The following is an 18,150-nucleotide window of genomic DNA, read 5'->3' as shown; positions in this document are numbered from 1 at the left end:
CCCGCGCTTTCCCGAAGCCGTGTCACCCCTATGTGGAATTCGAGCCTGCCATGCGCCGCCTAGCGCTGTTGCTCATCCCGCTCCTCGTCTTAGCCGCCCCCGCCGCAGCGAAGGACAGCCTCGGCGTGTTCGACGATTGGGGAGCCTTCCGCGACGGGCAGGTGCCGCGCTGCTATGCGATTTCGGCTGCGTCGCCCGAAGTTCGCTCGAACCGTGCCAACCGCCCCACCCAGGCGGCTTTCGCCAGCATCGGAACTTGGCCGAAGCGCGGGGTACGTAGTCAGTTGCATGTCAGACTGTCGCGGCTGGTTCCAGCCAACGCCGTCATCTCTCTAACCATCGGCGGTCAGCGTTTTGAGCTGATCGGGGCGGGCGGCGACGCCTGGGCCAAGGACCGCAAGATGGATGCGGCGGTCGTGGCTGCCATGCGCTCGGCCCCAAACTTGAGCGTCACCGCTCGCGATGTGTCGGGGCGGCGCTTCACCGACCGCTACAACCTGGCAGGTGCCGCGACCGCAATGGACGCCGCGACGGTAGGTTGCGCCAAGCTGACCTAGGAAAACGGGCCGGAAGGTTTCCCCTCCGGCCCGCGTGACGTACCTCGCTAGAGGTTAGAAGCGCCAGCCGGCGCCGACCATGACTTGGTGACGGTCGGTATCGATGTTGAAACGGTCGCTGTCGGCGACATTGTTCGCTTCGAAGTCGATCTCGCCCCGGCTGTAGTTAGAGTAACGATACTCGACCTTGGCGAAGGCGTTGCGGCCGAGCTTCTGCTCGACACCAGCACCTACGCGCCAACCGTCCGTATCGAGGTTCTGGTCGTAGTTGGTGGTGCCGTCGGTGCCGATGAAGTTGAAGCGCGCGTTGGTGTAGCCGCCCTTCGCATAGACCAGCGTGCTCGGCGTCGCCTTGAAGCCTACACGCGCACCGACATAGATGTCGCGCCCGGTGTTGACCGCTCCGAGCCCGAAGTTGGTGTACGGATCGGTGTAGTCGGAATCGGCGGTGGAGTCGGTCAGCTCAACTTCGCCACCCACGACCACGCTGCCCAGGTCCATGTCGTAACCCGCGCCGATACCGTAGACCAATCCTTCAGCGTTCTGGTCGAGGTCGACGTTGACCCCATCGTCTTGGGAGCTACCCGCGTTGTTCATGTCGTAGCCTGCGACACCGGCCACCCACGGACCGGAGAAACCCGAATCCTCTTGCGCAATGGCGGGGATGGCGAAAGCTGCCGTCGAGGCGGCAAGCAGGACTGCGAAACCCTTTTTCATTTTATGCTCCATTCACTTCAAACCACGGCAACAATGGCCGTGGACCGGTAGAATGGTGCGCACCCCGGGCTGGTTTCATGAACCTAACACAACGAAAAGGCTGAGGATTTTCGGCAACAGTTACTTCGATGAACGGTTTAGGGAGCCCGTCGAACAGCAGGAACACGTGGCGCGATTTGCCGTTCGCGCGAGGCTTTGCCCTTCTGCTCCATACGCACTATATGCGCGGCAAATGTCCAACACAGCACTGATGCCTATTCCGGGACAGATCGATCCCGTCCCCGTCGCGCGCGACATCACACCGCGTGCCGATGGGCGCGTGGATTTGCTCGGCTTGCCCAAGCAGGCGATCTCCGAATTGTTCGCCGAAGCCGGGCTCGATGCGAAGCAAGCCAAACTGCGCGCCAAGCAGGTCTACCACTGGCTCTATCACCGCGGCGTGACCGAGTTCGAGGCGATGACCGACATCGCCAAGACCATGCGCCCGTGGCTCACCGAACGCTTCGTCATAGGCCGGCCGGAGATCATCGAGGCGCAGCACAGCACCGACGGCACCCGCAAGTGGCTGCTGCGGACGGCGGATGGCCACGATTTCGAGATGGTCTTCATCCCCGATGCGGACCGCGGCACGCTGTGCGTTTCAAGCCAGGTCGGCTGCACGCTCAACTGCCGCTTCTGCCACACCGGCACCATGCGGCTGGTGCGCAATCTGACGCCGGGCGAAATCGTCGGCCAGGTCATGCTCGCCCGCGATGCGCTGGGCGAGTGGCCGAAGGGCCGGATGGACATCCCCGAAGAAGAGACGGCGGCCGAATATACCGCTGATGGCCGCCTGCTGACCAACATCGTGATGATGGGCATGGGCGAGCCGCTATATAACTTCGACAACGTCCGCGACGCCCTCAAGCTGGTGATGGACGGCGATGGCCTCGGCCTTTCGCGCCGCCGGATCACGCTCTCGACCAGCGGTGTAGTGCCGATGATGGCTCGCGCCGGTGAGGAGATCGGGGTCAACCTCGCGGTCAGCCTCCACGCGGTGAGCAAGGAAGTGCGCGACGAAATCGTGCCGATCAACCGCAAGTACGGGATCGAGGAACTGCTCGAAGCCTGCGCGGCCTATCCCGGCGCGTCGAACGCGCGCCGCATCACGTTCGAATACGTGATGCTCAAGGACAAGAACGACAGCGACGAAGACGCGCGCGAACTCGTCCGGCTGATCAAGCACTTCAAGCTGCCGGCCAAGGTCAACCTGATCCCGTTCAACCCCTGGCCCGGCGCCGCCTACGAATGCTCGACCCCGGAGCGGATTCGGCGCTTCTCCGAGATCGTGTTCGAAGCCGGCATCTCCGCCCCCGTGCGCACCCCGCGCGGGCGTGACATCGATGCGGCCTGCGGACAGCTGAAGACCGCAGCCGAAAAGAAGAGCCGCGCCGAACTCGATCGCCTGGCCGAAGAAAAGCAGGCCGCGCTAGGCTGAAACGTCCCTTCATTACGGCAGGTTGCACTACGTAGTTTTACGTATATTCTGTCCGTATGAGGCTTCTCGACCCGATGCTTAGAAAGCTCCTCAAGCGCGGGGAGCTGACTATTGTCGGGAATGACGGGAAAACCTATCGGTACGGCTCGCCCGACCCCGAACTCAAGCCCGTTACAGTCTGGCTGAAGGACGGCAGGGCCGCTTTCGATATTGCTCGCGATCCAGCGCTCGGCACAGTCGAGACCTGGATGGACGATCGGCTACAGCTGGTCGAAGGCGAGATCGTCGACTTGTGCCTGCTCATTCGCCGCAACCGGCGGTGGGAGGAGCTCGATCGGCCGGCGGGGTTCCTCAAGAAGACCAACCGCCTGCGCCACTTGCTCAACACCTACAATCGCAAGGTGAACTCGCGAAAGAACGTCGCCCATCATTACGATGTCGGCAACGACCTCTATCGCCAGTTCCTCGACCCGGACATGCAGTACAGCTGCGGGTACTTCACCGATCCCTCGAACAGCATCGAGCAGGCGCAGCTCGACAAGAAGGCGCACATCGCCTCGAAGCTCTATCTCCAGCCGGGGCAGAAGGTGGTCGACATCGGCTGCGGCTGGGGCGGGCTGGCGCTCTATCTCAACCGGGTGGCCGACGTGGACGTGCTCGGCGTGACGCTGTCGAAGGAACAACTCGCGGTGGCGCGGGAGCGGGCCGCGGCGGCGGGCGTGTCCGACCGGGTGAAGTTCGAGCTGATGGACTACCGCGACCTCGAAGGGCCGTTCGACCGCGTCGTCTCGATCGGCATGTTCGAACACCTGGGCACGCGCTTCTTCCAGACCTTCTTCGCGAAAGTGAAGGAGCTGCTGCCCCCCGACGGGGTGGCGTTGATCCACACCATGGGCCGCATGGGCAAGCCGGGCACGACCGACCGCTTCATGCAAAAGCACATCTTCCCCGGCGGCTACCTCCCTGCCCTGTCGGAGATCATCCTGGCGAGCGAGCGCGAGCGGCTGATCATGGCCGACTGCGAAGCGCTGCGGATGCACTACGTCTACACGCTCCACGCCTGGTACGAGCGGTTCAAGGCCAACCACGACGCGATTGTGGAACTGCACGACGAGCGGTTCTGGCGGCTCTATGCGTTCTACCTCGCCGCCTCGATGACCATGTTCACCGATGGCGGAATGGTCGTCTACCAGCTGCAGTATCTGCGCAATCGCCGAGCGACCCCGATCACGCGCAACTACATGCTCGACGACGAGACCCGGTTCGGCGAAAGCGAACTCAGAACGCCTGAGCCTGCGCCGCATCCAGTTCATCAAAGCGAATTCGCGCCGCAGAAATAGCCTCGCGGTTGGCCACGGCCCACGCTCCCAGGACCCCGACCGGCGCCACCAGCGAGCGGCCAAGCGGCGTCAGCGCATAGTCGACCCGCGGCGGGACCGTTGGCGTTACCGTCCGGCTGACGAGACCGTCACGCTCGAGGTTGCGGACCGTGCGCGTCAACATTCGCTGACTGATCCCGGCGATCCCGCGCCGCAAGGCGTTGAAGCGCAAGGCGCCATTGCCCAGGCTCATGATCACTTGCATCGACCATTTGTCGCCCACGCGCGACAGCACCTCGGTCACGGTTTGGCAGGCCGAGGGGACGTGCACGGTCACATCGGTGTGCCCATCGGACGAAAATGTGCCTTCTTGCGCGGGTGTGGGGATAGTTTCCATATGGCCCCTAGTTATCAATCGTAACCAGGGAATACCAGAGATGAAGATCCTCCGCGTAGACAGCGCCGTCACGGGCGAAGGCTCGGTGAGCCGCCAATTGACTCAATCGATCACCGACCACTTCCGCACACTTCACCCCGAGGCGGAGGTCGTTGAACTGGATCTCGCCGCCAACCCGCTGCCGCACATCGACCCGGTCACGATGGGCGCGATCCGTCTTCCGGCCGACAAGCACGACGACGCGATGCAGGCGGCCGCTCCAGCCGAGCGCGCCGTGCTCGACCAGTTCCTGTCCGCCGATGTCGTCGTGGTAGGCGCGCCGATGTACAACTTTACCATCCCCAGCCAGCTCAAGGCCTGGCTCGACCGGCTGGGCGTACCCGGCGTGACCTTCAGCTATTCCGAGGCCGGCCCCCAGGGACTGGCCGGCGGCCGCAAGGTGATCGTCGCTTCCTCCCAAGGCGGGGACTACCAACTCGACGCTCCGTTCGAGCATCACGAAAGCCTGCTGCGCGACTTCTTCGCCTTCGTCGGCGTGACCGATCCGGTCTTCGTCCGCGCGGGTCGGATCGGGTTCGGTCCCGAAGCACGAGAGGCGTCATTGACCGCAGCCAATGAGCAGATCGCGACACTCGATGGGGTCAGTCCTCGCTTGGCCGCATGATCGGGGCGACTCGTCGCGCCTTTTCCCTTGCCTCGTTTTGTTCATCTGAGGTTGGGGATCGCTGAACGAACCTTTCCGTTGTTGAGGCAAGAAAACGACGACGGAAAGGTTCGCACAATGCGTAAGTCACTGCTCGCCCTCGCTGCCGCCGCGATGGCAGTAACCGCTGCTCCGGCGATGGCTGATCCGCCACCCTGGGCTCCGGCCCACGGCAAGCGAGCTCACGATGCGGCACGTTATGACCGCTACGGACGCTACGTCGAACCCCGCCGACTGAGCGCCAACGATCGCGTTTGGCGCGGCAACGACGGCCAGTACCACTGCAAGCGCGACAACGGCACGACCGGCCTGATCATCGGTGGCGCCGCGGGCGCTCTGCTCGGCCGGGCGCTCGATGGCGGCCAGAGCCGCACGCTCGGCACCATTCTCGGTGCCGCGGGCGGTGCCTTGATCGGCAAGGAAATCGATTCCAGCGGCCTGCGCTGCCGCTAAGCCGAGCCCTTGCATCGCAGCGCGAAGGGCGTCCCGCATGGGGCGCCCTTTTTGCGTTCGGGCCCAATGATTACAGTTTGGTGGCGGCGATCTGACGGGGTGGTCACCGCAGGGTCACCACATCGCCACCTGAATCGCCTCTGCAGGTCACACTGGGCCGATAGTCCCCTCCCCATTCGCAGCTTCTCGCATGGGGGATTCTCTAATGAGCACCGAACTAACGCACGGCTATTCGGACGGCGACGTCGATACCAACCGCTCCGAAAACCGGCATCTCAACTCGATCGTGGCCGATCGCTATTCGCGCCGCGGCACCTTGATCGGCGGCTTCACCACCACCGTCGCGGCCCTGCTCGGCACCAGCCTGCTCGCCGCTTGCGACGAGGACACTATCGGTGGCGGCGGCGCCACTACCGTGAGCGCGGGCAACGATGCCACGACGACGACGGGCCGCCTGGTCACTCTGACCGGCACAGCGACCTCTGGCACCGCTACGGGGCCGAGCTGGACCCAGGTCTCCGGTAACCCCGTCGAACTGATCGGCAGCGGCAGCACGGTGAGCTTCATTGCCCCGGCAGTCAGCGCAACGACCGATCTCGTGTTTCGCTTCCAGGTCTCCGATATCTTCGGTACCAAAGCCGACGAAACCACAGTCACTGTCAGCCCTGCCGTGCTCGGCTTCACCGCGGTTCCCAAGAACCTCAACGACATCGTGACAGTGCCCGCCGGCTACTCGGTCACGGTAATGACCCGGCTCGGCGATCCGCTTGCCGCGGGTGTCGCCACTTATGCCAACGACGGTACCGACACCAACTTCGCCCAGCGCATCGGCGACCATGGCGACGCGCTCTACTGGTACGGCCTCAGCGCCACGGCGACCCGCGACGACAACAGCTCCACTCGCGGTCTGATGGTGCAGAACCATGAGAACCTGAACATCCAGTACTTGCACCCCAATGGCCCGACCAACGTGGCGAGCGGCCCCCGCCCCGCGGCGGAAGCGACCAAGGAGATCGAGGCTCACGGCGTCAGCGTGACCGAGTACCGCGACACCGGCAATCGCACTTGGACCTGGGATCAGACCAGCTCGTTCAATCGCCGCATCACCCCGAACACCCCGATCGTGTTCAACGGCCCTGTGCGCGGCAGCGACTTCCTCAAGACCATCGCCTCGACCGATGGCACGACCGGGCGCGGCACGATCAACAACTGCGCCAACGGCCACACCCTGTGGGGCACCAACCTGACCTGCGAGGAAAACTGGTCGGGCTACTTCCTCCGCAGCGGTGACGATGCCGCTCGTACGCCCCGCGAACTGACCGCGCTGCGCCGCTATGGTGTCACCAGCGCGACCGGCAACTACGCCTGGGCCAGCGCTGGCTCGGATCCGATGTTCCGCCGTTGGGACGCGCGCGCTAGCGGTGCCAACGCCCTTGCCGACTACCGAAATGAGCCCAACCAGTTTGGCTGGGTGGTCGAAATCGATCCCTATGATCCGGCCAAGGCACCCCGCAAGCGTACCGCGCTCGGCCGTCTGGGCCACGAGGGAGCTTGGGCCGGCAAGCTCACCGCCGGCAAGAAGCTGGCGGTCTACCTCGGCGACGACTCCCGCCGCGAGTATTTTTACAAGTTCGTCTCCTCAGCGAACTGGGATCCGAATGACGCCCAGGCCACCGACCGGCTGGCTATCGGCGACAAGTACCTCGACAGCGGCACGCTCTACGTCGCCAAGTTCAGCGCCGACGGCACCGGTACCTGGTTGCCGCTGGTGTTCGGCAGCGTGCCGAACCGTCCCATCACGGGGACGGAGCCGGAGTATGTGTTTGCCAGCCAGATCGACATTCTGGTCAACACCCGCCTGGCCGCGGACGCCGTTGGCGCTACCCCGATGGATCGGCCGGAATGGACCGCGACCAACAACGTCACCGGCGAAATCTACCTCACCCTGACCAACAACAACGCCGCCGGCCGCCCGCTCACTGGGACCGACGCTGCCAACCCGCGCCACTACAACGACCCGCGCGGCGCGGCCAACACCGCCCAGTTCGGCAACTCCAACGGCCACATCATTCGCCTGCGTGAAAACGGCGACGATCCGGCGGCAACCGGCTTCGCGTGGGACATCTACCTGTTCGGGGCTGACTCTGCCGACTCCGACCCGAACAACGTCAACCTCTCGGGCCTGACCGCCGACAACGACTTCTCGAGCCCCGACGGCCTGTGGTTCTCACGTCCGCAGAACCCGGCCGGTCTCGTCAAGCCGCTGCTGTGGCTCCAGACCGACGACGGCGCCTTCACCGACCGCACTAACAACCAGATGCTGGCGGCCCTTCCGGGCACGGTCGGCGATGGCGGCACCAAGACCATCACCAACGTCGGCACGGGCGGCGCCACGGCCACGCAAGCCACCCGTGTCGGTGCCGCCGCCACCGCTGCGACACTCAAGCGCTTCCTCGTCGGACCGAAGGAGTGCGAACTCACCGGCGTCGACAGCACACCAGACGGCCGCACGCTGTTCGTCGGCATCCAGCACCCGGGCGAGAACGGTACCGCAGGAACACCGAGCAGCAACTGGCCGCAAAGCCAGGGCGGCACCAACTCGGGCCGCCCGCGCTCGGCCATCGTGGCCATTACCCGCAACGACGGCGGCGTCGTCGGACTCTAACCCCGCTCGCACCTCCCTAGAAATGCGAGCTCTGGGCGTCTCCTTCGGGAGGCGCCCTTTTTCGTTCTCGTCGGTAATTGAAGTGCATGCTAGCGGATTGCCCAACCGGCCCGGCCATTCTATTAGCAAGCTAACGATATTCCCGGAGAGTCCCATGATCGAAGCCGCCCTCGTCTCCTGCGACGACCATCTCGACCTCAACATGCTGCCCGCCGACGTGCTCCAGAAGCGCATGTCCGCGAAATGGGGCGAGCGTGCGCCGCACATCGAGGCGCCCGAGGGGCAAGCGGCTGCGTGGATCGCCGACGGCGAGCGCTGGGGCTTCTGGTCGGGCAAGAAGGGTCCCAGCCCGTTCGGCGATGGGCCCAAGCCGATCCTGACGGCTTACGATCGCGGCGGGATCGAGGATCTGACCGAACTGCGCGCCGGCAATCCCGTCCTGCGGCTGCAGGACATGGACCGCGACAACGTATGGGCGCACGTGGTGTTCGGGCCGGTTACCTCAATCAAGACCAAGGACGAGGCGTTCATGCGCGCCTGCTACGCCGCCTATAACGACTGGCTGTATGAAGACTTCTGCAGCGTCGCGCCTGACCGGCTGATCGGTGTCGCGATGCTCCCGCCCCACCCCGAAGCGGCTTTTGAGGAGCTTCAGCGCCTCGCCAAAAAGGGCGGCGTGCGGCAGGCCAACCTGCAGATTGCCGTCGCCGAACCGCGGCTTGAGGACAAGCGGTGGGAGCCGTTGTTCGACTTGCTCGAACAATCGGGCATCGTGCTCAGCTTCCACGTCACTGTGTTCCCCAAGGCCGGCGACGCGTTCGACAAGTACAAGGGCAGCCCGGGCGCGACGTTCCTCCACGCCAAGATGTTCATCGAACAGTTCCTCGACCCGTTCGTCGACCTGTTCGCCTGGGGCATCCTTGAGCGCCACCCCAAGCTCAAGATCGTCATCGCCGAAAGCGGCATTGGCTGGGTCCCCTGGGTCGTCGAAGAACTCGACTATCGTCACTTTCGCCTGTGGGAATGCGCCGATTACTGGGCCGACAAGGGCGGCATCCCGCACAAGATGAAGCCGAGCGAAGTGTTCCAGCGCCAGGTCTACGGCACCTTCCAGCAGAGCCCGACCGCGATGCGGCTGCTCGAGTTCTGGGGGCCGGAGAACATGCTGTGGGCGAGCGACTATCCGCATCCGGACTCGATCTGGCCGAACAGTGTTCGCACGATTGGCGAGACGATGGGGCATATGAACCCCGACGTGGTTCGCGGGCTCGTCGGCGGTAACGCGGCCAAGCTCTATGGCCTCGACCTGACCAAGGCGACCCTGCGGGCCAAGTTGCCGATCGGGCAGAGCAAGGAAGCGGCCTGAACCGGGTTAGCGCATCGCACGCTGAATTCCTTTCTTCTCTTCGTCATTCCCGCGAAGGCGGGAACCCAGGGCGTAGCGGCGCATAGAGCCGACTGGGTCCCCGCCTTCGCGGGGATGACGAAGGGTTGGGATCTTGGCAGCACTTCTCCAAGCGCTTTGGCCTTTTTCGGACACAAGAGTTGCGCGTGCACGCTCTTGCTTTGCGATAAGGGCCGTAAAAACCACACTTGGCAGCGACGTTTCTTGCTCGTCGTATCCTTTAGGGATACAGTCACGCGATGCATAAGGCCGGTCAAAAGATACGCACTTGGCGCGAAGCTCACGTCCCACCGCTTTCCGCGAGCGAATTCGGCGAGCGCTATGGCGCCCCCGGACCGTGGCCAAGCCGCACGATCTACGGCTGGGAAGCCAAGGGCAAAGTCCCCCGCGCGGCTGCTCAGCGCAGGCTCGCTGAGCTGGGCATCTGCCAACCCGAGGACTGGCTGCTCCCTGCCTCCGACGAAGACACCGCGACAAGCCCGCGCGGCGACCGCGGGCATCCGTTCTACGCGATGCACAGCCACGGCTTCGTCCGCGCTGCCACGAGCACCCCGCAAGTCCGCACCGCCGACGTATCCTTCAACCGCGACGCGATCATCGAGGAGGCCCGCCGCGCGCACGCCGCGCATGTGGACCTGCTGGTCTATCCCGAGCTCTGCGTCTCCTCCTACGCGATCGACGACCTGCACATGCAGTCCGCCTTGCTCGACGCGGCTGAGGCGGCGGTGGTCGAAATCGCCAAGGCCAGCGCGGGCCTCTCTCCGGTCCTGCTGATCGGCGCACCGCTGCGCCACAACGGGCGCATCTACAACTGCGCGCTGGCGATCGCGAACGGCAAGCTGCTCGGCGCGGTGCCCAAGAGCTACCTGCCCAACTACCGCGAGTTCTACGAGAAGCGCTGGTTCGCCTCGGGCATCACCATCCGCGGCCAGTCGATCCGCGTCGGCGAGGCCGAGATCCCCTTCGGTGTCGATCTCCTGTTCGCCTCCAACCAGATCCCCGGCTTCAAGCTCTGCGTGGAGATCTGCGAGGACTTCTGGGCCGCCAATCCGCCCTCCACCGCCGGCGCCCTCGCCGGAGCGACGATCCTCGCCAACCTCTCAGCCTCCAACATCGTCATCGGCAAAGCCGACGAACGCCACATGCTCTGCCGCGCCCAGAGCGCCCGCACCGCCAGTGCCTATCTCTATTCGGCCGCCGGACACGGCGAGAGCACGACCGACATGGCCTGGGACGGCCAGGGGATAATCTACGAACTCGGCGACCTTCTGGCGGAAAGCGAACGGTTCGCGCTTCGGCCGGAACTGGCCATCGCTGACATCGACACCGACCGCATCCTCGGCGACCGCCTGCGCCTGCCCACGTTTGGCGATTCCGCCGAGGCTGCCGGACGGCCCGAAGATCACTACCGCGCCATCCGCTTCGACCACCGGCCCGCCGGGGGTGACATCGGCCTGATCCGCCCGATCCGCCGCTTCCCGTTCGTCCCCAACCGGCCGAACAAGCTCGACGACGATTGCTACGAGGCGTTCAACATCCAGGTCGACGGCCTGATGCGCCGGTTCGAGCAGACCGGTGGCGGCTCGATGGTGATCGGGGTTTCGGGCGGGCTCGACTCCACCCACGCGCTGATCGTCGCGGCCAAAGTCTGCGACCGGCTCGGCCTGCCCCGCACCACGATCCGCGGTTACACCATGCCCGGCTTTGGCACTTCGGAGGGCAGCAAGTCCAACGCCTGGAAGCTGATGAAGGCGCTCGGCATCACCGCCGAGGAGATCGACATCCGCCCGGCCGCGACCCGAATGCTCGAGGATATCGGCCACCCCTATGGCAAGGGCGAGCCGGTCTATGACGTGACCTTCGAGAACGTGCAGGCAGGCCTGCGGACCGATTACCTGTTCCGCCTGGCCGGCCAGCACAACGGCTTCGTGATCGGCACGGGGGACCTCAGCGAAGTGGCGCTCGGCTGGAGCACCTACGGCGTCGGCGACCAGATGAGCCACTACAACGTCAACTCGGGCGTGCCCAAGACGCTCATCCAGTACCTGATCCGCTGGACCACCCGCACCGACCAGTTCGACAAGTCAGCCGATACGATCCTCGAAGCGATACTCGGCCAGGAGATCAGCCCCGAGCTGGTCCCGCCGGGCGAGAACGGCGAAGTTCAGTCGACGGAGCAAAAGATAGGACCTTATGAGCTAAGCGACTTCTATCTTCACCACGTCGTCCGCTACGGCCAGCGGCCCTCGAAAGTCGCGTTCCTCGCTTGGCATGCCTGGCGCGACAAGACGCGCGGCGCGTGGCCGGCTGGCTTCCCCGACGCGGCGAAGAACGAATACGACCTCGCCACGATCAAGCGCTGGCTCGAGAGTTTCGTGCGGCGCTTCTTCGCGTTCAGCCAGTTCAAGCGCAGCGCGATCCCCAATGGCCCCAAGGTCAGCACAGGCGGCGCATTGAGCCCGCGCGGGGACTGGCGCGCGCCGAGCGACGCGGTGGCCGATGTGTGGCTCGAAGAATTGCTCACAAAAGTCCCCGATTAAACAAGCCCCTGGCTGGGACAGCTTCCCGGGAGCGATTGACCTCGCCTCTACCGGCGCGTAATTTTTGAACTGCGCGGAAGAATGCGCATGGTGGTGCCCTTCCTCGGAAAGGTCCCACGGTCTTGGGGATAGGGTTGATGGACGCTCGAATTCGTTTCGCAGGGTTTGCCGCGAGCGCGCTGGCGCTGGCGGCGCTGTCGGCCCCGGTCCAGGCGCAGTTCGGCGGCCTGCTCGGGGGCTCTTCGCGCTCGTCGAACTCCGATCGAGAGACCAGTGGCTGCCCCAAGGGCAAGTCGCGCAGCAGCGGCTCGCAGATCGCGGGCAGCATCCTGGGCTCGATCGCCGGCAGCGCGGCGGGGAGTGCGGGCGGGCTGATCGCCTATGTGCCGGTAGCCGCCTTCACCGACGTGATCACCGCCTCGATCGCCTGCAAGCTCGATCCCAAGGAGCAGGAGCAGGCCGCCAACGCCACGCTCGAAGCGACCCGCGGCGGCGACGAGACGACCGCGGCCGAAGTCGGCTCAACCTCCGAATGGACTTCCAACACGCGCGAGGACGTGTCGGGCAGCTCAACCGTGGTCGCCCGCGATGAGGCCGCGGAAGGCGAACGTCAGTGCATCACCGTGTCCGATGTTGTGATCGTCAAAGGTGAGGAGACCCGCGCCGACAAGCGCATGTGCCGCCAGCCGCCTGCGGTACGCTACGCGATCGTCGCCTGATGCGCCTCGCCCGTACTGCGACTGCGATTACCGCCCTGGCTTTGCTGGTTGGGGCGACCGACCCCAGCAACCCGACGTGTCCAGCCGAACCCGACTGGGGCCCAGCAAAGGCCATGTCTCTTACCACGCGCACTGTCGACGGCACCCACGTCCTGGTCGCCGAAGGGATCATCGACGCCACCCTGCCCGAACGCCTGAAGGCGGCGATCGACAAGGACGACAAGTTGGCCGAGGTCTGGATGCGCTCGCGGGGCGGTGACGCGCGCGCCGGGAACGAGGCCGGCAAGATCATCCGCTCGTTCCCCGGCATGGTCACCCGCATCCCCGCCGGCTGGACCTGCTTCTCGGCCTGCAACTTCCTGTTCATGGGCGGCGACCGCCGGTTTGTCGACGATGGCGGGTTCTTCATGGTCCACATGTTCACCCACACCGGTGATCGTGAGGCGATCTACCTCGCCGCCGAGGAAGGCACGGCCGAAACCGTGCGCCTGATCGCCGACATCGAGCAGCAGAGCGCGCTGCTGGCGAGCGAGGACAACGACTTCCTCATCCGCATGGGCGTCAGCCGCAAGCTGCTGACCGACATCATGTACCGTCAGCAGGCGGTGAAAACCGCCGACAATCCGAGCACGCGCTATTGCCTGAGCCAGGAGGAAGTGCGGCGGTACAATGTCGTGCCGGAAGAGCGGGCGGGTTAGGATCCGGCCACAGCGCCAAAAGTGGTTCGACAAGCTCACCACGAACGGACGTTTCTCTAAACCCGTTCGTCCTGAGCTCGTGGTTCGACAGGCTCACCATGATCGGGTCAGATTTGTATCTCCCCGTTCGTCCTGAGCTTGTCAAAGGACGTTTGGCAAAGCGCTGCGGGACCTAGACCAAACTCCCCAGCGCCAAACCCATCGCCGCCGCCACGCCGAGCGTGCGGATGATGCCCCACTTGAAACGGAAGATCAGCGCCGCCGCGACCACCGCGATCAGCGCCGCGCGCCAGTCGAATGTGGCCCATTCGGGCACCTGCAGCACGATCGGTCCCAAGGCCACCGGATCGACCACCGCGAACAGCACATGCAGCGCGAACCACAGCGCCAGGTTGGCGATGACGCCGACGACCGCCGCCGTCACCCCGGCCAGACCGCCCTTAAGCGCCGGCGCTCGCTGCAAGCGGTCCATCCACGGGGCGAAAGCGAAGATCCACAGGAAGCACGGCGCGAAAGTGACCCAGGTGGTCAACACTGCGCCCAGCACTCCGGCAACCAGCGGACTGAACGGCTCGGGCGCGCGAAACGCAGCGAGGTAGCCGACAAACTGGGTCACCATGATCAGCGGCCCCGGCGTGGTCTCGGCGAGACCGAGCCCGTCGGCCATCTCGCCCGCGCTAAGCCAGCCGAAACCTGTCACCGCCTCCTGCGCCATGTAGGCGAGCACGGCATAGGCTCCCCCGAAGGTGACCACCGCCAGCTGCGAAAAGAACACGCCGATATCCCACAGCACATGCTCGCGGCCGAGGAATACGAGTACCGCCACCATCGGCGCGGCCCAGATCACGCTCCAGGCGAGGACCGCGATCAGGCTGGCGCGCCACGGGCTCGGGTGTCCCTCGCCCGGCTTGCTCACCGGCTTGAGCGCGAGCAAGTCCGGCCGCTTGGCCCCGATCCACGCACCGATCGCCAGCGCTGCCAGCACCACGAGCGGAAACGGCGCGTTGAACAGGAACAGCGCCGCAAACGCAGCGACGGCCATGCCCTTCTGGATCGGCGTCTTGAGCGCCCTCCCCGCGATCCGCAGCAGCGCCTGGACGATGATCGCCAGCACCGCCGCCTTGATCCCGAGGAACAGCGCTGCGAACCAGTCGAGGTTGGCGGCAAAGGCATAGAGCATCGACAGCGCCAGCATGACCAGCGCGCCGGGGATGACGAACAGCGCCCCTGCAATCACGCCGCCCTTCCAGCCGTGCAGCTTCCAGCCGATCCAAGTGGCGAGCTGCTGCGCTTCGGGCCCCGGCAACAAGTGGCACAAGTTGAGCGCCTGGAGGTAGTCGTCCTCCTCCACCCAGCGCCGCTCGTCGACCAGTTCGCGGTGCATCAGCGCGATCTGCCCGGCGGGTCCGCCGAAGCTGAGAAAACCGATCCGCGCCGAAACGCGCGTCAGTTCCGAGAATGAGGGGTGGTGCAAGTCACTGTCGGCCATTCCGTCCAATACCTCCTGGCCCGCCGTAGCGGGGTCGAGAAGGCAACACTTGGGCGCGGGGGCCTGACCGGGAGGTTGCTTTGCCCCGGTGAGCTTTCTCTAGCTGCACCGGGACCTTAAAATCAACGCACCAGGTTCAACTTGGCGAACACCGTGTAGCCCATCGGGTTGTTGCCATAGACCGCGTCGAGCGCCTCAGGCTTGAGGAACGTCGCCACGCTGCCGCCCAGCGAGAGCCCGAACGGACCGAGCGGCAGGCTATAGGCATAACCCGCCTGTAGCTTGGTCACCTGAAACAGCTGATCGTGCAGCGGGTCATCGTGGTCGGGGAAGAGTTCGTCGTTCTCGACGTTTTCGATCCGGCCGAACAGCGTGTGGTGTTCGGTCAGGTCCCAGTTCGCCTCGGCCAACCAGGCGATCAGCGTCGGGCCGGGAACGCGATCCTTGGCGGAGAATGCCGCCGTGGCAGCGAGGCCGTTGCCGGAATTGTAGTGCACGCTGGCGGTAGTGCGCTTCTCGTCCTGGCCCGGGTGCATCGGCTCGGGCTGGTCGAGCTGGGCGTAACTCACCTGCATTGCCCAGTTGTCTGACGGGTTGAGCGTGGCGCGGACGCTCCAGCTGTCGAGGCGCGGGGTCTCGATGTCCCAACGGTCTTCATCGGGCTCCTCGCCACGGAAGGCCGAGGCTTCGAGCTGCCAGACCTTGCCGGCCACGCCCGCCGTCACCACGCCGTAAGTGATGTGGGTGGAATCAAACCAGTGGTGCGTGATCGGCGCTTCGGGATTCAACTTGGCCGAGGCGCGGTGCATGAACGCAGGCGGGCCGAGCGCGGGCTCGCCGACGGGGCCGCCGTAGAAGAACGCCTTGGTCCCCTCGCCAATGTCGACATCCGCCCGCACCGCCAGCTCCATGAACAAGTCGTGCGGGTGCTGGCGATCGACCAAGGGCTCACCATCAGCGGTCTCGCCGGTGGCGAAGAGGTTGGGATAGCCGCGGTTGTTCATCAGCGGCTCGGCGCTCATCATCGAGCGGAACTGCAGGCGCGCGCCGCCGAACTGCTTTTCGGCCATGAGCATGGCCATCGACTGGACGTAGAGCTTGTCGTCGCCGCGCGGTCCGGTCTGGTCGGTGTAGACACCCCAGAGATAGCCGTGCGCCATCCCCATCCAGCCGCCGCCGATATCGAAATGCTGGCCGGGCATCATGCCCTCGGCCGCGGGCAGACGCGAGGTGCCTGAAGCTTCCGTGGGACGGCAGACTACGCCGTCGACCATACCGCCATCTTCGAGCACTCCGCTGGCGGACCGGCAGCCGCTGACAAAGCGCGGGTCGGGCCCGATATAGGTGCCGGGGTGCTGGCCATGATCCATCTGCGAGTGATCCATGGCCCCATGATCCATCTGCGAATGGTCATGCGTCTCCGTCGGTGCCGGAGCGGGCGCAGGGGCCGGCGTGTGATCGCCGTGCCCGGCATGATCCTGCGCGAAGGCCGGGGTCGCGAGACCGGTGGAAAGCGCCGTCGCGGCCAGTACCAACAGGGACTTCATCAGGGATCCTTCAAGCATGGGAGAAGAGCATCCACAGGGCCATCGCCACCATGAACACATTTTCGGTCAGGGACAAAAACCCGAGCGGCACTCGGCTCGACCCGCCGACGCAGGCGCACTTGAGTTCGCGCTTCTGGATGTAGACGGCGTAGAACACCGAGACGCCGCCGACCGTGCCGATGAACAGCGCCACGGGGATCGACAGCCAGTTCAGCACCCCAGCCGCCATCAAGGCACCCGCGGTGAACTCGGCAAAGGGATAGATGCGACCATAGGGCACCCAGCGCCTGGCCAGCAGGTCATAGCCCAGGAACATGGTCGAGAACCGCTCGACGTCCTGCAGCTTGAGCATGGCCAGGATGACCATCGAGAAGGCCACGAACCATTCGCCGGCACGAACCGTCAACGGCGTTCCGTAGACCGCCTGGCTCGCAGCCAAGGCCAGCGCAGCCGTAGCCGCGAAGACGACGAGCACCGGGGTATAGGAGATCGCGTTCGGGTCCGCGACCTTGAGGCCCAAGAACCGCCGCAGGTCATCATATCCACCCACGCGTTCGCCGCGGATGAAGACCTGAGGGGTCGTCTTGACCCCGTGCTGAGCCTTGAACCGGTCAACGTCCTCGCGGGTCGTCAGCCAGCAATCCTTGACGACGTAGCCCTGGCTTTCGAGCAAGTGCTTCGCCTTCAGACCATAGGGGCAGACGTGCCCGGGCATCACCATCCGATGGAGAATGGCAAACTTGCTGCCGCCAGCCGGTGCGGCGGCCTGGATTCGGGTTTGTTCGGTCATGATGAATGACTATATAAGGTCCGTACTATGGTACGGAGTCAAGCGTGATGGCGATGAGTATTTCCGAACTCTCCCGCGGCGCCGGAGTCGGCGTGGAAACGGTACGTTATTACCAGCGGCGCGGACTGCTGGAGGACCCGCGGCCGCAGAAGACCGGTGCGGGCGGGATCCGTCACTATGGCCCGGACGAAGCGCGGCGGCTGCGCTTCATCCGCTCGGCGCAGGACGCCGGGTTCACCCTGGAGGAAATCGGGGAACTGCTGCGGCTGGATTCCAGCGATGACCGGCCACGCGCCCGTGAGATGGCCCGTACGCGGATAGCCGCCCTCGATGAGCAGATCGCGCGGTTGCAGGCTGCGCGGCAGTCGTTGTCGAAGCTGGCCAAGGAGTGCGCTGGCGGAGGTGACGGGCCCTGTCCGATCATCGCGTCGTTCGAGGGCGCGGGACATCGAGAGTAAGGCGAGGGTCGGCGGGGTTGCGCCACTCGCCCTCACCCAACCGTCTCCCAAGGGGAGAGGGCCTTTCCTCGTTGCGGCTCTTCGGCAGAACGCAGCCATTCCGCTTTCCTACACCGACCTGATGTGCTTGATTGCTCTCATGCGGCGGAAGTTCGGAACATTCTTATATAAATCCAGAAGGTTATGGCCTTCTCTTCAAGTCATCACCCCTAGCAA

At 64.9% G+C, this 18,150-nt stretch carries 16 protein-coding genes; 11 read left to right on the top strand and 5 right to left on the bottom strand.

Features of this window, described 5'->3' with window-relative positions; translation table 11 throughout:
• Positions 1–32 precede the first annotated feature (32 nt).
• Positions 33–557 carry a hypothetical protein gene (locus ASD76_RS02875; protein ID WP_321164415.1) on the top strand — a complete coding sequence of 175 codons (525 nt, stop codon included), beginning with the start codon at positions 33–35 and terminating at the stop codon, positions 555–557.
• 54 nt (positions 558–611) lie between these two features.
• Here the strand turns inward: ASD76_RS02875 and ASD76_RS02870 are convergent, their stop codons facing one another.
• Positions 612–1,274 (bottom strand): outer membrane protein, encoded by a 663-nt coding sequence (locus tag ASD76_RS02870; protein ID WP_055918219.1) that lies wholly within the window; start codon positions 1,272–1,274, stop codon positions 612–614.
• Between the two features lie 232 nt (positions 1,275–1,506).
• Here ASD76_RS02870 and rlmN point away from each other — a divergent pair, with 232 nt between their 5' ends.
• Positions 1,507–2,751 carry a 23S rRNA (adenine(2503)-C(2))-methyltransferase RlmN gene (rlmN, locus tag ASD76_RS02865; RefSeq protein ID WP_055918216.1) on the top strand — a complete coding sequence of 415 codons (1,245 nt, stop codon included), beginning with the start codon at positions 1,507–1,509 and terminating at the stop codon, positions 2,749–2,751.
• A 56-nt stretch (positions 2,752–2,807) separates the two neighbouring features.
• Positions 2,808–4,091 carry an SAM-dependent methyltransferase gene (locus ASD76_RS02860; protein WP_055918213.1) on the top strand — a complete coding sequence of 428 codons (1,284 nt, stop codon included), beginning with the start codon at positions 2,808–2,810 and terminating at the stop codon, positions 4,089–4,091.
• Here the strand turns inward: ASD76_RS02860 and ASD76_RS02855 are convergent.
• Positions 4,030–4,467: a winged helix-turn-helix transcriptional regulator gene (locus ASD76_RS02855; protein WP_082553571.1), complete on the bottom strand. Its 438-nt coding sequence runs from the start codon at positions 4,465–4,467 to the stop codon at positions 4,030–4,032. The two genes, ASD76_RS02860 and ASD76_RS02855, sit on opposite strands and share 62 nt — an antisense overlap.
• 40 nt (positions 4,468–4,507) lie before the next feature.
• Here ASD76_RS02855 and ASD76_RS02850 point away from each other — a divergent pair, with 40 nt between their 5' ends.
• The 7 genes from ASD76_RS02850 (at position 4,508) to ASD76_RS02820 (ending at position 13,650) form a co-directional block, all read left to right on the top strand.
• Positions 4,508–5,131 carry an FMN-dependent NADH-azoreductase gene (locus ASD76_RS02850; protein WP_055918210.1) on the top strand — a complete coding sequence of 208 codons (624 nt, stop codon included), beginning with the start codon at positions 4,508–4,510 and terminating at the stop codon, positions 5,129–5,131.
• Between the two features lie 117 nt (positions 5,132–5,248).
• Positions 5,249–5,623, top strand: coding sequence for a glycine zipper 2TM domain-containing protein (locus tag ASD76_RS02845; protein ID WP_055922853.1), 375 nt, complete (start codon positions 5,249–5,251; stop codon positions 5,621–5,623).
• 205 nt (positions 5,624–5,828) lie between these two features.
• Complete coding sequence (locus ASD76_RS02840) at positions 5,829–8,288, top strand: PhoX family protein (protein ID WP_156457520.1); 2,460 nt, start codon at positions 5,829–5,831, stop codon at positions 8,286–8,288.
• A gap of 154 nt (positions 8,289–8,442) precedes the next feature.
• Positions 8,443–9,654 carry an amidohydrolase family protein gene (locus tag ASD76_RS02835; RefSeq protein ID WP_055918204.1) on the top strand — a complete coding sequence of 404 codons (1,212 nt, stop codon included), beginning with the start codon at positions 8,443–8,445 and terminating at the stop codon, positions 9,652–9,654.
• Positions 9,655–10,205: 551 nt separating this feature from the next.
• Positions 10,206–12,233 carry an NAD(+) synthase gene (locus ASD76_RS02830; RefSeq protein WP_055922849.1) on the top strand — a complete coding sequence of 676 codons (2,028 nt, stop codon included), beginning with the start codon at positions 10,206–10,208 and terminating at the stop codon, positions 12,231–12,233.
• Positions 12,234–12,370: 137 nt separating this feature from the next.
• Positions 12,371–12,952, top strand: a complete 582-nt coding sequence (locus ASD76_RS02825; RefSeq protein WP_055918201.1) for a hypothetical protein — start codon at positions 12,371–12,373, stop codon at positions 12,950–12,952.
• Positions 12,952–13,650, top strand: coding sequence for a hypothetical protein (locus tag ASD76_RS02820; RefSeq protein WP_055918198.1), 699 nt, complete (start codon positions 12,952–12,954; stop codon positions 13,648–13,650). The genes ASD76_RS02825 and ASD76_RS02820 overlap by 1 nt, the downstream gene beginning before the upstream one ends.
• A gap of 172 nt (positions 13,651–13,822) precedes the next feature.
• Here ASD76_RS02820 and chrA read toward each other — a convergent pair whose 3' ends face one another.
• The 3 genes from chrA to ASD76_RS02805 all read right to left on the bottom strand — a co-directional run bounded on the left by chrA (position 13,823) and on the right by ASD76_RS02805 (position 17,476).
• On the bottom strand, positions 13,823–15,139 hold the full coding sequence (gene chrA, locus ASD76_RS02815; protein WP_055918193.1) for a chromate efflux transporter: 1,317 nt from the start codon (positions 15,137–15,139) through the stop codon (positions 13,823–13,825).
• A gap of 122 nt (positions 15,140–15,261) precedes the next feature.
• Positions 15,262–16,686 (bottom strand): hypothetical protein, encoded by a 1,425-nt coding sequence (locus tag ASD76_RS02810; RefSeq protein ID WP_055922846.1) that lies wholly within the window; start codon positions 16,684–16,686, stop codon positions 15,262–15,264.
• 10 nt (positions 16,687–16,696) lie between these two features.
• Positions 16,697–17,476 carry a MauE/DoxX family redox-associated membrane protein gene (locus ASD76_RS02805; RefSeq protein WP_055918191.1) on the bottom strand — a complete coding sequence of 260 codons (780 nt, stop codon included), beginning with the start codon at positions 17,474–17,476 and terminating at the stop codon, positions 16,697–16,699.
• A gap of 47 nt (positions 17,477–17,523) precedes the next feature.
• Between ASD76_RS02805 and ASD76_RS02800 the strand changes: the two genes are divergently transcribed.
• A complete protein-coding gene (locus tag ASD76_RS02800; RefSeq protein ID WP_055918188.1) occupies positions 17,524–17,934 on the top strand; it encodes a MerR family transcriptional regulator in 411 nt (136 codons plus the stop codon).
• Positions 17,935–18,150 lie beyond the last annotated feature (216 nt).

Origin of the sequence: Altererythrobacter sp. Root672 (assembly GCF_001427865.1) — a bacterium.
GTDB lineage: Bacteria > Pseudomonadota > Alphaproteobacteria > Sphingomonadales > Sphingomonadaceae > Croceibacterium_A.
The sequence above is the reverse complement of the archived record's forward strand: the minus strand, read 5'-3'. Positions and strand labels throughout refer to the sequence as shown.

Coding starts and splice junctions, on each gene's coding strand:
- ASD76_RS02800 (WP_055918188.1), top strand. CDS start 17,524: ATGGCGATGAGTATTTCCGAACTCTCCCGCGGCGCCGGAGTCGGCGTG.
- rlmN (WP_055918216.1), top strand. CDS start 1,507: ATGTCCAACACAGCACTGATGCCTATTCCGGGACAGATCGATCCCGTC.
- ASD76_RS02845 (WP_055922853.1), top strand. CDS start 5,249: ATGCGTAAGTCACTGCTCGCCCTCGCTGCCGCCGCGATGGCAGTAACC.
- ASD76_RS02820 (WP_055918198.1), top strand. CDS start 12,952: ATGCGCCTCGCCCGTACTGCGACTGCGATTACCGCCCTGGCTTTGCTG.
- ASD76_RS02850 (WP_055918210.1), top strand. CDS start 4,508: ATGAAGATCCTCCGCGTAGACAGCGCCGTCACGGGCGAAGGCTCGGTG.
- ASD76_RS02840 (WP_156457520.1), top strand. CDS start 5,829: ATGAGCACCGAACTAACGCACGGCTATTCGGACGGCGACGTCGATACC.
- ASD76_RS02835 (WP_055918204.1), top strand. CDS start 8,443: ATGATCGAAGCCGCCCTCGTCTCCTGCGACGACCATCTCGACCTCAAC.
- ASD76_RS02830 (WP_055922849.1), top strand. CDS start 10,206: ATGCACAGCCACGGCTTCGTCCGCGCTGCCACGAGCACCCCGCAAGTC.
- ASD76_RS02860 (WP_055918213.1), top strand. CDS start 2,808: ATGAGGCTTCTCGACCCGATGCTTAGAAAGCTCCTCAAGCGCGGGGAG.
- chrA (WP_055918193.1), bottom strand. CDS start 15,139: ATGGCCGACAGTGACTTGCACCACCCCTCATTCTCGGAACTGACGCGC.
- ASD76_RS02825 (WP_055918201.1), top strand. CDS start 12,371: ATGGACGCTCGAATTCGTTTCGCAGGGTTTGCCGCGAGCGCGCTGGCG.
- ASD76_RS02810 (WP_055922846.1), bottom strand. CDS start 16,686: ATGAAGTCCCTGTTGGTACTGGCCGCGACGGCGCTTTCCACCGGTCTC.
- ASD76_RS02805 (WP_055918191.1), bottom strand. CDS start 17,476: ATGACCGAACAAACCCGAATCCAGGCCGCCGCACCGGCTGGCGGCAGC.
- ASD76_RS02855 (WP_082553571.1), bottom strand. CDS start 4,467: ATGGAAACTATCCCCACACCCGCGCAAGAAGGCACATTTTCGTCCGAT.
- ASD76_RS02870 (WP_055918219.1), bottom strand. CDS start 1,274: ATGAAAAAGGGTTTCGCAGTCCTGCTTGCCGCCTCGACGGCAGCTTTC.